Annotated in this window: 14 protein-coding genes; 8 read left to right on the forward strand and 6 right to left on the reverse strand. The window is 65.9% G+C overall.

All coding sequences use genetic code 11. From position 1 onward, the window contains the following. Positions 1-255: 255 nt before the first annotated feature. Both ACT89O_RS01250 and ACT89O_RS01255 read left to right on the forward strand, forming a co-directional pair. On the forward strand, positions 256-1203 hold the full coding sequence (locus ACT89O_RS01250; RefSeq protein WP_487261612.1) for a hypothetical protein: 948 nt from the start codon (positions 256-258) through the stop codon (positions 1201-1203). A gap of 29 nt (positions 1204-1232) precedes the next feature. Then, a complete protein-coding gene (locus ACT89O_RS01255; protein ID WP_487261613.1) occupies positions 1233-1721 on the forward strand; it encodes a hypothetical protein in 489 nt (162 codons plus the stop codon). A gap of 90 nt (positions 1722-1811) precedes the next feature. On the opposite strand, the gene ACT89O_RS01260 is transcribed toward ACT89O_RS01255, so the two are convergent. Next, on the reverse strand, positions 1812-2408 hold the full coding sequence (locus ACT89O_RS01260) for a shikimate kinase (RefSeq protein ID WP_055398746.1): 597 nt from the start codon (positions 2406-2408) through the stop codon (positions 1812-1814). Positions 2409-2672: 264 nt separating this feature from the next. Then, the gene (locus tag ACT89O_RS01265) at positions 2673-3818 is read right to left on the reverse strand and encodes a serine hydrolase domain-containing protein (RefSeq protein ID WP_487261614.1); all 1146 of its coding nucleotides are present in this window, start codon (positions 3816-3818) and stop codon (positions 2673-2675) included. A gap of 191 nt (positions 3819-4009) precedes the next feature. On the opposite strand from ACT89O_RS01265, the gene ACT89O_RS01270 reads away from it, so the two are divergent. Both ACT89O_RS01270 and ACT89O_RS01275 read left to right on the forward strand, forming a co-directional pair. Beyond that, positions 4010-4936: a YihY/virulence factor BrkB family protein gene (locus ACT89O_RS01270; protein ID WP_121421897.1), complete on the forward strand. Its 927-nt coding sequence runs from the start codon at positions 4010-4012 to the stop codon at positions 4934-4936. Between the two features lie 117 nt (positions 4937-5053). Continuing rightward, positions 5054-5866: an outer membrane lipoprotein gene (locus tag ACT89O_RS01275; protein ID WP_487261615.1), complete on the forward strand. Its 813-nt coding sequence runs from the start codon at positions 5054-5056 to the stop codon at positions 5864-5866. A 65-nt stretch (positions 5867-5931) separates the two neighbouring features. Here the strand turns inward: ACT89O_RS01275 and ACT89O_RS01280 are convergent, their stop codons facing one another. The 4 genes from ACT89O_RS01280 to fdxA form a co-directional block, all read right to left on the reverse strand. Next, positions 5932-7119 (reverse strand): amidohydrolase family protein, encoded by a 1188-nt coding sequence (locus ACT89O_RS01280; protein WP_487261616.1) that lies wholly within the window; start codon positions 7117-7119, stop codon positions 5932-5934. A gap of 68 nt (positions 7120-7187) precedes the next feature. Beyond that, positions 7188-7907 (reverse strand): TetR/AcrR family transcriptional regulator, encoded by a 720-nt coding sequence (locus ACT89O_RS01285; protein WP_121421900.1) that lies wholly within the window; start codon positions 7905-7907, stop codon positions 7188-7190. A gap of 52 nt (positions 7908-7959) precedes the next feature. After that, a complete protein-coding gene (locus ACT89O_RS01290; protein WP_055398734.1) occupies positions 7960-8736 on the reverse strand; it encodes a ferredoxin--NADP reductase in 777 nt (258 codons plus the stop codon). Positions 8737-8812: 76 nt separating this feature from the next. After that, positions 8813-9142 (reverse strand): ferredoxin FdxA, encoded by a 330-nt coding sequence (gene fdxA, locus ACT89O_RS01295; RefSeq protein WP_487261617.1) that lies wholly within the window; start codon positions 9140-9142, stop codon positions 8813-8815. A gap of 175 nt (positions 9143-9317) precedes the next feature. On the opposite strand from fdxA, the gene ACT89O_RS01300 reads away from it, so the two are divergent. Genes ACT89O_RS01300 through ACT89O_RS01315 form a run of 4 tightly spaced genes read left to right on the forward strand, consistent with a single transcriptional unit; the run spans position 9318 to position 13154 of the window. Beyond that, positions 9318-10937, forward strand: a complete 1620-nt coding sequence (locus tag ACT89O_RS01300; RefSeq protein ID WP_487261618.1) for a 6-hydroxynicotinate reductase — start codon at positions 9318-9320, stop codon at positions 10935-10937. Between the two features lie 12 nt (positions 10938-10949). Next, a complete protein-coding gene (locus ACT89O_RS01305) occupies positions 10950-11870 on the forward strand; it encodes a UPF0280 family protein (protein ID WP_487261619.1) in 921 nt (306 codons plus the stop codon). A 21-nt stretch (positions 11871-11891) separates the two neighbouring features. Next, positions 11892-12533 carry an amino acid synthesis family protein gene (locus tag ACT89O_RS01310; protein ID WP_121507904.1) on the forward strand — a complete coding sequence of 214 codons (642 nt, stop codon included), beginning with the start codon at positions 11892-11894 and terminating at the stop codon, positions 12531-12533. Positions 12534-12569: 36 nt separating this feature from the next. Next, entirely contained in the window at positions 12570-13154 is a 585-nt protein-coding gene (locus tag ACT89O_RS01315) for an amino acid synthesis family protein (protein WP_274106096.1), read from the forward strand. Positions 13155-13190: the final 36 nt, after the last annotated feature.

The following is a 13190-nucleotide window of genomic DNA, read 5'->3' on the forward strand; positions in this document are numbered from 1 at the left end:
AGCTATACGAAGGTAAAACCGGTTCAATCACGTTCATCCCCCATGGCTGCATCAAGTGGCAGATGCCCCAAGGGATGGCCTGAGGCCCACTGCCCATCGTGCCCAGGGATGGATCAATACCGACAGCTCTTCACCATGCAAATCACTACCAACACCAGTACTTGGGCACTTTCCGGCAGTGGTGCTGCTGCAGCGCCTACGGACCCCAGTTTGTCTCAGGGGACGGGCTTTGCTAACGAAAGCACCGCGACGTCTTTGCAATCCGGCTTGATGCTGGCGCAGGCCGATACCCTCAACCCCACCGCCAGCAGCAACACCGCGCAAAGCGCCAACTCCACGCCGTTCTGGGGGGCTGGCACCGTGCCTGCGCCCAATGCTTTGACAGCGTTGCGGAATGCCGAGCGCGACCGGACCGATCCATTGCGACTGGGCGTGAACGAGATTTATCGCGACGCCATTACCCTGGCTGCGGATCGCACGGGCTACCCACGCGCCACGATTGCGGCCGTGATATCTGCAGAAGCGGGCCCGCTGCGCGGCAAGCGTCTGGACGATGCCACCAACCAGCGCTTTTTTGGCGAGCTGCATCCGCAGCTGGACCCCAAAGCCAAGCTGGACAAGGCGGGGGCCGCCGAGTGGAAGGCCCTGCGCCGTGAACTCTCGGCCACCTGGGACCCGCAGAGCTACAACACCACCAGCAAGGCTGGGGGCTTGACGCAATTTCTGGAAAGCACCTGGATCGAATCGGCCACCAAGCCGGGCAGCTACGTCAATGAACAGGCCAAGTCCCTGGGGCAGGTGAACGATGCCAACCAGGTGGTGGACCGGGCTGCGCTGCTGAACTTGCGCTTTGACGCCACCACCTCCATCGTGGCTGCGGCTGAGCTGGACAAGGGTTACTTCACCCAACTGAGCGCCCGCACCAACGACGATGGCACCCCTCTGGTGCCTGCCGATCTGTCCGCAGACAAGAAAGCGCAGTACATCTATCTGGTCCACCACGAGGGGGCGAATGGTGCCGCGCAAATCCTCAAAGGCACGCTGACCGATGCGCGCGCTGAAGGCCTGCTGAAAAACCACGTGGCTGATGCCGACAAGCGCCAGGCGATGATCGACGCCCACGACGGCAGTGCAGCCAAGGCTTACACGGCGTACCTGTGGCAGTACATTGAGCAGCGCATAGTGCCCGCCAACTTCCGTTGAATCGCCCGACTTCTGCCATGACTTGTTCCTTGTCCGCTCGACTTCGCTCCCTTGTACGTTTTGGTGCCGTGGCGCGCAGCGTGGCGTGTGCTGGAGCGCGAAAAGCGCTGTGGACCGCGCTGGCACTGGCCCAGCCCGTCTGCTGGGCCCAGGCCCAGGCGCCTGCTCTTGCCGCCAGTTCGACCTTGCCAGCCAGCCGCCTCGCGGCGCATTGGGAAGGCCCGGCCCTGGTGGGGCAGTTGCAGTTGCGACTCATCGTGTTGGATGCTGAACGCGGCCTGGTGGCGGCAGCGCTCACGGTTGGATCGCCGCAGTGCAGCGGCGGTCTGGACAGCCTGGGGCAGTGGCAACGAGGCACCTTGGTGCTCAAGCCCTACCGGCCCGAGCCCGACGCTGCTGCTTGCGAGGTCCAGGTGCGGGTGGATCCCGACGGGCGCCGGGCCTGGGTGTCCGAGACGGGTTGCGGTGCCTATCGGGGCGCTGCCTGTGTGTTTGAGGGGCAGTTGCAGGCGCGGTAGGGGGGCTGCTCGCTGCTGCAGGGGGCATGAAAATGGCGGCTAGCGCTTGCCGGTAAAGCGCAAAATGCTATCTATTTAATAGCAAATGATTCAAACGCGGTCGTCGTGCGGCGCGCCCGAAAAGGTTGGGGCATCGGACGCGCCGTGCGGCACTTGCTCCCCCTGTGCCCCCGCCGCCATCTCCAGCTGCATCATGATCATGTTGACCAGCGTGTGCACAGTGGGGCGGCCGGTTTCGATGACGTAGTGGGCGGTTTCGCGGTACAGGCCATCGCGCTGGGCGTACAGGTCGCGCAGCTTGTCCATGGGGTTGCCGCCTTGCAGCAGGGGGCGGGTCCGGTCGTGTTTGACGCGCCGGTAGATTTCTTCGGGCGAGGCGCGCAGGTACAGCACGTTGCCAAACTGGCGCAGGGTTTCTCGATTTTCGGGGCGCAGCACGGCGCCGCCGCCGGTGGACAGGACCATGCCACCAGCTTGCCCGGCCACGTCGGCCAGGGCCTGCGACTCCAGGTCGCGAAAGCGGGCTTCGCCCTCGGCCTCGAAGAAGCTGCGGATGGTGGTGCCGATGGTCTGTTCCAGCCGGTGGTCCAGGTCGATGAAGGGCACCCCCGCCCGGTGGGCCAGCTGGCGGCCGATGGTGGATTTGCCGGAGCCGGGCATGCCGACCAGTGCGCAGCGGATCTGCATAGATAGGAAAAAGGATCTGGTTGACGGGCCTGCGAGTGGGGCGCTGGGCCTGCTGCATGTTTCCCGAGACTGGACGCCGAGTGTAAGCGCGCGGGCGCCCGCGGGCCTTCGGCGCAGGGCGCCACCAGCAGCCGTTGCGACTGGCGCGGCCCAAGCCAGTGGATGCCGAGCAAGGGCCGCCCTGCTGCGAGGGCATCGTCCCCCCGCCCGCGCGCAGGGCGAGAGCAGTGGGAAGCGGCGAAGCCGCTCAGGTGGGCCTCTCTCTCACAGTGCAGCGTAGACCAGCGCCGGATACAGCTCGCACAGGGTGCGCAGTTGGCCCGGCGCCTGGGTGAGCAGGATGGCGAACAGGTCTTCGGCAGGGTCTACCAAAAAGAAGGTGCCGCCCAGTCCGCTCCAGCTGTAGGTGCCTGCCGAACCGGGGCTGGATGCCAGGCCGGTGGCCTTGCGAACGGCCACGCCCAGGCCAAAGCCGTAGCCTGCGGGCAGGATGTCGCCCACCGGGGGGATGTTGCCCAGGTGGTCGGCGGTCATGAAACCGACGGTGGCGCGGCTGGCCAGGCGGAGGGTGTGGCCGTCCGGGCCTTGTACGGTGCCCTGGCCCAGCATCAGCTGCAAAAAGCGTGCGTAGTCGCTGGCGGTGGACACCAGCCCGCCGCCAGCGGATTCAAACGCGGGCGGGGCCGAGACATCGATCAACGCCACCTCGGCCCCGGTCTGCGGGTCGCGCGCGAACGGCTCGGCGGTGTCGGTCAGGCGGTGGGGCAGTACCGAAAACCCGGTGTCGTGCATGCCCAGGGGTTCCAGAATACGGCGTTTCAGGAGGGGGCCCAGGCTCTCGCCTTCGACCACCTCCAGTACCGCACCCAGCACATCGGTGGCGCGGCTGTATTCCCAGCGGCTGCCAGGCTGGTGCACCAGCGGCAGCGGGCCGAGCGCGGCCACCAGCTCGGCATTGCTGTGGCGCCGCGAGCCGACGCGGGCCGCCCGGTATTGGTCGGGCACCGTGCCGGCCTCCCACGCATAGCTCAGCCCTGCGGTGTGGCGCAGCAGGTCGTGCACCGTGGCCTCGCGCGCTGCGGGGCTGGTGGTGCCGGTGGCTTCGTCGTACACCCGCTGCCCCGCAAACGCAGGCAGGTAGTGCGAGACGGGGTGCGACAGCAGCAGGCGGCCTTCTTCCATGAGCATCAGCGCTGCCAGCGAGGCGATGGGTTTGGTCATGGAGTAGATGCGGAACACGGTGTCGGGCGCCATGGCGGGCGCGCCTGCCCCGGGCCGCTGGGCGCCCACGGCTTCGTGCAGCACCGTGCGCCCTTGGTGGTGCACCAGGGCCACTGCGCCGGGCAGCAGACCCTGGTCGACGTGGGTCTGGAGTGCGGCGCGCAGGTGGGCAAAGGCGTGGGGGTGCATGGGGCGGTGTCTCCGGGTGGATGGGTGTCGGCCCTGAGAATATCCGCGCGCGTGGGGGGTGGGAGGTCACCTGGGCAACAGGCAGGGCCACTGTTGCAGGGGGCTATGGCGTCGATGTGGGATCGGGCCTACCGCAGTTGCAGCGAAACGCGGGTGGACGCGCGGTGGCTGCCGCCGTAGGCTAGCCGCATATGGCAGCACCCTCCCTGAAGCGCCGCGCACTGCGCCTTGTCAAACCCGTGTGGACCCTGCTCCAGCCTTTCTGGCGCGCCACCACGCTCTGGCTGGACGCCGACGGGCTGCGCATGAGCGCCGCCATGTCGTTCTACGGCATGCTCAGCCTGGCGCCCCTGTTGCTGTTGCTGGTGGGGGTGCTGGGCTGGTGGATGGACCGCAGCTATCTGGAAAGCAATCTCATCGCACAGGTGCAGGCTGTGATGGGGCAGCAGGTGGCCGACGTGGTGCGGCAGGCGATGGCCAGTGCGCAGGCCCCGGCCGAGGGGCGGCTGGCATCGCTGGTGGGGTTTGTGGTGCTGGTCTCAGGCGCCACCGGGGTGTTTGTCGAGTTGCAGTCGGCACTGGAGCACCTGTGGCGCGGCGAAGGCCCTGTGCCGCAGCGGGCCGCCTGGTGGCGCATGGCGTCGCTGCGCCTGCGGGGGCTGGCCTATGTGCTGGCGCTGGGTTTTTTGCTGCTGGTGTCGCTGGCGCTGTCCACGCTGATCCACCTGCTGGCGGGCTGGGCGGGCTCGCGCCTGGCGCTGGCGCCGCTGGCACCGGCAATGCAGCTGGTCAATGAAGTGGTGGCCTTTGGGTTTGCCGTGGCACTGTTTGTGGGCTTGATGCGCATTGGCGCCGGGGCCAAGCCGCCGCCGCGCTGCATCATGGCTGGGGCTGTGGTGGGCGCCACGCTGTTCACGGTGGGCAAGCAGCTGCTGGCCTGGTACCTGGCCACGGCGGCGGTGGTGTCGGCCTATGGCGCAGCGGGGTCGCTGGTGGTGCTGCTGATGTGGATCTATTTCTCGTCGGCGGTGCTGTTGTTTTCAGCCAGCTGCGCCCGGGCTTTTCAGGAGCTGGGTGCGCTGCCTGCAGCGCGGGGGCGTCTGCATGTGCCGCAATAGGCTGGTTCTTAAACAGGTTCTTACGTCCTTTACAGACGCTACGCCCGGATTTCCGGGCTGGCTGGTTACGCTGGCGGCCATTCATCCAGAGCTTTCTGGATCTTTCGGAGAAAAATCATGAGTCTTGTCGTTTCGCCTTCCACCAACACTTCCGCCGTTCCTGTGGCACAGGCTGGCGCCTTTGGCGGCGCGGCCAGCCCTTCCCTCAAGTGGCTGTGGGTCGCTATCGGCGTGCTGGGCGTGAGCGTGGTGGCGCTGGGCACGACGCTGGTGGTGCAGAACGCGGGCAAGTCCGCCGCCGCCGACGCGCAACCCTTGGCCATGACGGCGCAGCCTGCGCCAGGAGTGCCAAGAGCTGAGAATTTGCAAAAAAAACCGGCGCCAGCGCTTATTGGTAATAGAAATATTGCTACCAATAATGTAGCAAATCAACCGCCCGCAGCTTCGCAAGGTTATGCCGGGCAGCCCCCGCAGCAATACCAGCCACAGCAGCAGCCACCGCTGCGCACTGCCGCACAGGCCCCCCTGTGTGCCACCTGTGGCCGCGTCGAGTCGGTGCAAGCCGTGCAGCAGGCGGCCCCGGCCACAGGCGTAGGGGCGGTGGCGGGCGGTGTGTTGGGGGCCGTGGTGGGCAACCAGGTGGGCAAGGGCTCGGGCCGTACGGCCGCCACTGTGCTGGGCGCCGTGGGCGGCGGCTACGTGGGCCACAAGGTGGAAGAGCGCACGCGCACGCAGACGGTCTACCAGATCGCGGTGCGTATGGAAGACGGCTCGGTGCGCCGCTTCACCCGCGCACAGCCCACCGCCGTGAGCACGCCCGTCGTGCTGCAGGGCAAAGGCTTCCGCGTGGACGATGGCGCCGCCATGCGCGCTGAAGAACCTTACCCGCGTGCACAGCCCGGCGCGGTGCGAGTGGCGGACACGTATTGATTCGACCGCACCTCTCCCAACAGAAAGCCCGCTGATTGCGGGCTTTTTTGTGGGATGAGCGTGGGCTACAGCACCACCGGGATCTCGGTCGCGGGTGGTGTATTGCGGCTGCGCCCGCAGCGCACCAGGCCGTCGATCATCACCATGCCGATGCCCGGGATGTCGCCCAGCTGTACGCTTTCGAGCAGCGTGGCGCCGGCGGTGTGCTGGGCGCGGTCCATGAAGACGAAGTCGGCCGCGCGGCCTACCTCGATGAGGCCGCAGTTCAGGTTGCGGATGCGCGCCGTGTTGCCCGTGGCAAAGCAGAACACCAGCTCGGCGGGGATGTCGGCAAAGCTCGATATCAGCGCAATCATGCGCAGCATGCCCAGGGGCTGCACGCCCGAGCCAGCCGGGCCGTCGGTGCCCAAAATCACGCGGTGCGGGCACTTGAGCTCGATGGCCGCGCGCGCGGCCTGGATGGCGATCTTCTCGTTGCCGTTGTGCACCAGCTCGATCGCGCGGGACGACTTCTCGCACAGCTCGCACACGTGCTGCCAGGGCAGCGAGGTGTGGCCGCCGTTGATGTGGCCGATCACGTCGGCGTCGGCCTCCAGCACCACGTCCTTGTCGATCAGCCCCGAGCCCGGGATGGACGGGCCGCCCGTGTGGATGGTGCTCTGGATGCCGTGCTTGCGCGCCCACGCCACCATCTGCTGGGCCTCGTAGCCGGCCTTGACGGAGCCCAGGCCCACTTCGCCCAGCAGCGTCACGCCCGCGTCGGCCAGGTCCTTGAAGTCCTGCTCGGTCATGCCTTTCTCGATCACCGGGGCGCCTGCAATCACCTTCACGCCGCCGGGGCGGAAGTTGTCGAACGAGCGCTGCGCCGTGATGGCCAGCGCCTTCAGGCCCACGATGTCCTTGGGGCGGCCGGGCAGGTGCACTTCGCCGGCCGACACCATGGTGGTCACGCCGCCGTTCATGGTCGAGTCGATCCAGCCGATCTGGTTCTGGCGTGGCGTCCAGTCGCCAAACACGGGGTGCACATGGCTGTCGATCAGGCCCGGCGCCACGCAGGTCTGGCGTGCGTCGATCACGGTGTTGGCGTGGCCGGTGTCGCAGTCCTTGTAGCGGCCCACGGCCACGATGAGTCCGTCATTCACCACGATGGTGTCGGCGTCGAGGATGGGGCGGTCCAGGTCGCCCGACAACAAAAGACCGATGTTCTGGATGACGACCTTGCCCGATTTGCCGCCTGCTGCTGCTTCTGCCATGGATTCTCCTCGTGGGGTGGTGGGCGGGGCACCACGCGGCACCCCGCAGGGAAAAATCTCTAGTTGATTCAGGCCGCTGCGACCCTGCCCTTGGGCAGACTGGGGCCGGGCGCCACAGTGCGCAGCACGCTGTCGATGACAAACGATTCCCAGTGCGCCAGCGCGTCGGGCGTCTCCAGGTCTTCGCCCAGAAAGGCCGACAGCGTGTGCCGGTTGGACATGTAGAAGTAGCCCGTGGCGGCAATCAGCAGGTACACATCGCGCGCCGACACATCCTTGCGGAACAGCCCCTGCGTCTGGCCGCTTTCGAGCACGCGGCGGATCACCTCGATGGCGGGCGACGAGTATTCACGGGCGCGCATCGACTTGGAGATGTGCTTGCCCTTGTGCAGGTTCTCAGTGTTGAGCAGCGTGATGAACTCGGGGTTCTTGCGGTAGTAGCCCACCACAAAGCGGATCACCGCCTGCAGCGCCTCCACCGGCTTGGCGGTGTCCAGGTCCAGCTTGGACTCCGCATCGTTCATGCGCCGGTAGGTTTCCTCCAGCACCTCGATGAACAGGCCTTCCTTGCTGCCAAAGTAGTAGTAAATCATCCGGTCGAACGACTTGGCCGCCTTGGAGATCTTCTCCACGCTGCCGCCTTCGTAGCCGTAGCGGGCGAACACCTTGGTCGCCGCCTTCAGGATGTTGTCGCGCGTGGTCTGTGCGGCCTGCTCGCGCACGCCCGTCTTGCGGGCAGAGGCGGCGCGGGGGGACGCGGTCCGGGTCTTGGTGGGAGTGGCAGACATGGCGGGTCCTGGTGGATGAGGCGGGCCCCCGGTAAGGGGGGCCGCCGGGGGATCACTGCTCTGCGAACGCGCGTTCGATCACGAAGTCGCCAGGCTTCGTGGTGTTGCCTTCCTTGAAGCCACGCTCTTCCATCATGTGCTTGAGGTCGCGCAGCATCTCGGGGCTGCCGCAGATCATCACGCGGTCTTCCACGGGGTTGAGCGCGGGCAGGCCCAGGTCGCGCGCCAGCTGGCCGTTTTCGATGACGGTGGTCACACGGCCCTGGTGCTTGAAGGGCTCGCGCGTCACGGTGGGGTAGTACTTGAGCTGCTTGGTGACCATCTCGCCCAGGAACTCGTGCTGCGGCAGCTCCTGCGTGATGTAGTCGTGGTAGGCCAGCTCCTTCACCTCGCGCACGCCGTGCACCAGGATGACTTCCTCGAATTTCTCATAAGTCTCGGGGTCGCGGATCAGGCTCAGGAACGGGGCCACGCCCGTGCCGGTGGACAGCATGTACAGGCGCTTGGCGGGCAGCAGGTAGTCGATCAGCAGGGTGCCCGTGGGCTTCTTGCCGACCACGATGGTGTCACCCACCTTGATGTGCTGCAGGCGCGAGGTCAGCGGGCCGTCGGGCACCTTGATGGACAGGAACTCCAGGTGCTCTTCGTAGTTGGGGCTCACGATGCTATAGGCGCGCAGCAGGGGTTTGCCGTTTTCGCCGCGCAGGCCAATCATCGTGAAATGGCCGTTGGAGAAGCGCAGCGCGGTGTCGCGCGTGGTGGTGAAGGAGAAAAGGCGGTCCGTCCAGTGGTGGACCGTCAGGACGCGTTCGTCAAGAAAGGCGCTCATGGTGCGTTAGATGGAAAAGTTGGAAACAAATAAGAAATCTGGCTGAAGCTGGCTCAGATTCAGGGCCCCAAGCGCTCTACAGCGCAATGTTCAGGCCTGAAAGCTTGTGGCTCACAACCCTCCATTGTTCCGCATCTGGCAAAGCCGCTTTTCTTTTGGTGATTGTGGGCAGCGTGGGCGCCAGCTTTTTGTTGAACTGCAGGAAGATTTCCATGCCCTCGGGCAGGTCGTCTTCGGCATAGATGGCGTTGGCCGGGCACTCCGGAATGCACACCGCGCAGTCGATGCATTCGCCCGGGTCAATGACCAGGTATTCCGGCCCCTCCTTGAAGCAGTCCACGGGGCACACATCGACGCAGTCGGTGTACTTGCACCGAATGCAGGCGTCTGTCACAACGTGCGTCATTTTGGGGCTCCTCATGCACCATTTTTGGGGGCGCAAAAACACCATTGCAGAGTCTGATTGATTCCGCTACATTGACATCGAATGTAGTGTTCACAACATTTAAGTTAAGTGAATGCTACACAAAATGCAATGCGCGTACAAGCACTTGCCACAATGCAATGAATGGGCCGCCACGATGACTGAACACACCAAGACCGACGGGCTACCTGGCATGGATGCGCCGGATCTGCCGCAGGTGCTCGAGCGCGCCCGGCCCCGCAACGAGCGCATGAACGCTGCCAAGGTCGAGTGCAATGCGTGTCCGGTGCTGTGCCAGATTTCCGAAGGCCGCGCAGGGGCCTGCGACCGTTATGCCAACCACGCAGGCGTGCTTGTGCGGCTGGACCCGGTGGTGCTGCTGCGCAAGACCCTGGAGGCGGGCGAGGCCACGCTGGTGCCGTTTGCGGGCCGCGCCCCGGCTGCAGAAGACGCAGAGACCGCAGTGGCTTCAGAACCCGCATGGAACGGCGACCTGCTGCTGTCTGAAGAGGTGTTCGTGACGGGCGTGGGCTCGTCCACCACCTACCCCGACTACAAGCCAGCGCCCTTCATCGTGGGTTCCCAAACCGATGGTGTGGACATGGTCACGGTGGTCACTGAGGGCATCTTCAGCTACTGCAGCTTCAAGGTGAAGATCGACACCGATCGCTTCCTCGGCTCCGAGCAGGCCAACGTGCGTTGCAAGGGCGAGGTGGTGGGCCACGTGACCACGGCGGAATACGGCTCACAGATGCTGTCGCTCGGCGGCGTGCACCACCTCACGGGTGGTACCAAGAAGGAAGGCCGCATCACCGCTGAGATGATGCAGGCGCTGGGCAACAAGCAGGCCGTGGAGTTCACCATCGACGGCGGCTCGCAGCTGGTGATCCAGGCCGGGCGCGCACCCATCGTCAACGGTGTGGCCGAGCAGCGCATGCGCGTGGGCTGCGGTTCGGCGGCCATTGGTATCTTTGCGCGCCAGTTCTTCGGCCATGCCGACGAGGTGGTGGTGGTGGACGACCACATCACCGGCGTGCTCACCGAGCATCAGGCGGGTCGCTGTCTGGACATGAAGCCCTCGGGCATCCAGATGCGCGGGCGCAAGTCCACGCCGGGCCGCTATTTTCAGGTGGCGAACCCGGGCACCGGCTGGGGTGGCACCGACATTGCCGACCCGCTGTCCATCATCGAGGGCTGGGACGAATCCGTCGCCTGGCAGGGGTTGCGCCTCTTGATGACCTCCACCACGGGGGAGCACGCATCCTGGTACGTGCTGGACGAGCAACTGAATCCGGTGGAAGCCGAGATGCCCGTCGAGGTGCGCCGCATCGTGGACCGCATCGGCGAAAACTGTGAGCCTTCGCTGGCGTCTGTGCTGTTCCTCGGCGGTGCGGGCGGCAGCCTGCGCGCAGGTGTTACCGAAAACCCGGTGCTGCTCACCCGTTCCATCAAGAATGCGCTGGTCAATGTGACCTGTGGCGGCGCACCGGCCTATGTGTGGCCGGGCGGCGGTATCACCGTGATGGCCGACGTGCTGCGCATGCCGGACAACAGCTTTGGCACCGTGCCCACCCCCGCCATCGTGGCGCCCATCGAGTTCAGCATGCGCCGCGCGGACTACGAAGCGCTGGGCGGGCACACCGAACAAATTCGCAGCCTGCGCGAAGTGCTGGAGCGCGGTGCGTGGCACAACGACGGTGCGCCGCAGGCGCGCGTGTGGCAGACCTTGCCTGCGGCCAATCCGTGGCCGCTGGGCCGCCCACCCCTGCTAGGCTGAGTGAGCCGCGCTGTGAACGCTTGCCGCAAACTCCTTTCCGACGGCCGCTGGCACTTCCAGCATGGCCCGATGGACCTCATCCTTCAGGCCGAAGGGGCGCACGACGCCGTGACCCACGCGCACGAGCGCGCCTGGCAACGTTTTGAAGGGCTGCTGCAGGAGCTGGTGAGTGAACTCCCAGGCCTGCGGGCGCCGGTGGGTGCGCACTGCACGCTGCAGGGCGTGGTGGCGCGTCGCATGTGGGCGGCCTGCAGCCCCTACCGCGCAGGCTTCATCACGTCGATGGCTGCGGTGGCGGGTGCGGTGGCCCAGGAAACTCTGGCGTGCTACGACCAGCAGGGCATAGACCGGGCCTGGGTCAACAATGGGGGCGACATTGCGCTGCACCTGGCGCCGGGCCAGTCGGTCACGGTGGGGGTGTACGCTGATATCGCTGCACTCAACGCTGCACAGTTGCGCAACGGTTTGGTGCTGGATGGGCAGATCCGCATCGACAGCGCCATGCCGGTGCGCGGTGTGGCCACCAGTGGGTGGCGCGGGCGCAGCCAGTCGCTGGGCATTGCGGACAGCGTCACGGTGCTGGCGCGCACGGCCGCGCAGGCCGATGCGGCAGCGACCATTGTGGCCAATGCGGTCAATGTGCAGGACGCGCGCATTGGTCGCATGCCTGCGTGGCTGGTGCGGGACGACAGTGACCTGGGTGCCATTCCTGTCACCGTGGATGTGCCTGACTTGCCCGAAGAGCAGGTTCGCCGGGCTTTGCAGCAGGGGTTGCAAAAAGCGCAAGAATTGCAGTCCAGCGGCCTGCTGTGGTTTGCGCTGCTGGCGTGCCAGGGGCAGTTTCTGGCGACCGCAGCACCGCAAGCCCTGGCCGGTGCTGTGTGGTCCCCACAAGCGGTGATGAAATCGGAAGTTGGTTCAGTATTTGCTTAACGAATTGCACAGGTCTCCAAAATGATCCAGATACGACGCGTTTTCACCCATCTTGAGGAAATCCGGCACGAATTCGGGCCGGTGGCTGAGGTGCCGCTGCTGCGTGGTGCCATCGGCGCGGTGCTGACCAACCCGTTTGCGGGCCGGTACGAACCCGACATCCTCCCCATGATGGATGCCCTGCAGGACGTGGGGCTGGACATGGCCCAGCGCCTGCTCAAGGCCATGGCTGTGCCCGCCGAGCGCATCGAGACCTATGGCAAGGGCGCCATCGTGGGGGCAGCTGGCGAGCTGGAGCACGGTGCGCTGTGGCATGTGCCTGGTGGTTATGCCATGCGCGAGCTGCTGGGCTGGAAGGGCGACCGCAACGCCTACGCCAAAGGCCTTGCCGAAGAGAAGACCGGGCAACCCGCCAATGCACTGTCCATCGTGCCTTCCACCAAGAAGGTGGGCGGCCCCGGCGCGGCGCTGGATGTGCCGCTCACCCACATCAACGCGAGCTACGTGCGCAGCCATTTTGATGCCATCGAAGTGCGGGTGCCCGGCGCACCCACATCGGATGAAATCGTCTTCATCCTGGCCATGTCCACCGGCGCTCGCATCCATGCACGCGTTGGAGGCCTCAAGGCCGCAGACATCAGCCAGTGGAACGGCCTGCGCTGATCCACTGCCAACCACAAGACCCTAGGAGACCCACACATGCCCGCCAAGATCCGGAAGATCATTGTTCAAACCGACGAAGTCCGCGTGGAGATGGGGCGCGACGTACAGCCGCCTGTGCGCAAGGCCCTGGCCATGGCCGTCATCGAGAACCCCTGCGCGGGCCGCTATGTCGAGAACCTCGACGAACTCGTGGCCATCGGTGAAGAGTTGGGCGCACTGCTGGGTGCCCGTTGCGTCGCAGCCCTGGGCATTGAGCCCGGCCAGGCACAGAGCTACGGCAAGGCCGCCATCGTGGGCGAGGCGGGCGAGCTGGAACATGCCGCCGCCATCCTGCACCCCAAGCTGGGGGCGCCACTGCGTGTGGCGGTCGAGAAAGGCGCTGCCCTGGTGCCGTCCAGCAAGAAGATCGGCGGCCTGGGCACCGCCATCGACGTGCCCCTGGGCCACAAGGATGCCGCCTATGTGCGCAGCCACTTCGACGCCATGGAGGCCCGCGTGGCCGACGCCCCCCGCGCCAACGAAATCGTGGTCGCCATCGTCGTGACCGACAGCGGCCGTCCGCTGGCACGCATTGGCGGTCTTCAGGCCTCCGAAATCAAAGGCGAGGATGGACTGCGCTGATCTGAGCGCGCACTACCATCCCGAGCAGTCTCACCA

The organism is Acidovorax sp. NN32, from assembly GCF_057597245.1.

Coding starts and splice junctions, on each gene's coding strand:
- ACT89O_RS01300 (WP_487261618.1), top strand. CDS start 9,318: ATGACTGAACACACCAAGACCGACGGGCTACCTGGCATGGATGCGCCG.
- ACT89O_RS01280 (WP_487261616.1), bottom strand. CDS start 7,119: ATGGCAGAAGCAGCAGCAGGCGGCAAATCGGGCAAGGTCGTCATCCAG.
- ACT89O_RS01275 (WP_487261615.1), top strand. CDS start 5,054: ATGAGTCTTGTCGTTTCGCCTTCCACCAACACTTCCGCCGTTCCTGTG.
- ACT89O_RS01265 (WP_487261614.1), bottom strand. CDS start 3,818: ATGCACCCCCACGCCTTTGCCCACCTGCGCGCCGCACTCCAGACCCAC.
- fdxA (WP_487261617.1), bottom strand. CDS start 9,142: ATGACGCACGTTGTGACAGACGCCTGCATTCGGTGCAAGTACACCGAC.
- ACT89O_RS01285 (WP_121421900.1), bottom strand. CDS start 7,907: ATGTCTGCCACTCCCACCAAGACCCGGACCGCGTCCCCCCGCGCCGCC.
- ACT89O_RS01290 (WP_055398734.1), bottom strand. CDS start 8,736: ATGAGCGCCTTTCTTGACGAACGCGTCCTGACGGTCCACCACTGGACG.
- ACT89O_RS01260 (WP_055398746.1), bottom strand. CDS start 2,408: ATGCAGATCCGCTGCGCACTGGTCGGCATGCCCGGCTCCGGCAAATCC.
- ACT89O_RS01310 (WP_121507904.1), top strand. CDS start 11,892: ATGATCCAGATACGACGCGTTTTCACCCATCTTGAGGAAATCCGGCAC.
- ACT89O_RS01270 (WP_121421897.1), top strand. CDS start 4,010: ATGGCAGCACCCTCCCTGAAGCGCCGCGCACTGCGCCTTGTCAAACCC.
- ACT89O_RS01315 (WP_274106096.1), top strand. CDS start 12,570: ATGCCCGCCAAGATCCGGAAGATCATTGTTCAAACCGACGAAGTCCGC.